General features: G+C 75.7%; 1 pseudogene. It reads right to left on the bottom strand.

Features of this window, described 5'->3' with window-relative positions:
* Positions 1–563 (bottom strand): annotated as a pseudogene (locus AC2W7M_RS26905) (ATP-binding cassette domain-containing protein); the annotation flags it as partial.
* Between the last annotated feature and the right edge of the window lie 107 nt (positions 564–670).

Genomic DNA, 670 nt, shown 5'->3' with positions numbered 1-670 from the left:
CGCGCGGGCCAAGGCCGCGAGGCGCCCGTCGCGGATGGTCGCCACATGGCTCGCGGCACGGATCACGCTGGCGCGGTGGGCGGCGACCACGACGATGGCGCCGCGCGCCTTCACCCGCTCGATCGCCGCCAGCAGCGCCGCCTCACCCTCGGCGTCGAGATGGGCGTTGGGCTCGTCGAGAATGACCAGGAACGGCGCGCCGTAGAGCGCACGGGCGAGCGCCACCCGCTGGCGCTGGCCGGCGGAGAGGGCGATGCCGCCCTCGCCGATGCGCGTGTCGTAGCCGGACGGCAGGCGCAGGACGAGGTCGTGCACGCCCGCCTCGCGCCCCGCCGCGATCACCGCCTCCGGGTCGCGCTCGGCATCGAAGCGGGCGATGTTCTCCGCCACCGTGCCGTCCATCAAAGCGACATCCTGGGGCAGGTAGCCGAGATGGCGGCCGAGCCGGTCCGGCTCCCACTGGTCGAGGCGCGCGCGTCGAGCCGCACCGCGCCCGCCGCCGGTGCCCACAGGCCGGCCAGCACCTTGAGCAGGCAGGTCTTGCCGGCGCCGGACTTGCCCACCAGCGCCAGCGCCTCCCCCGCATTCAGGGTGAGGACGACGCCCTGGAGGATCGGCCGACCCGCCGCGGGTCCACTCCCCGGGCGACGGCCCACGGCGGCAACATTCC

This window comes from Xanthobacter sp. BG11Y11_SDJG (assembly GCF_057364445.1).
This window is presented reverse-complemented; position numbering and strand designations above follow the sequence as displayed.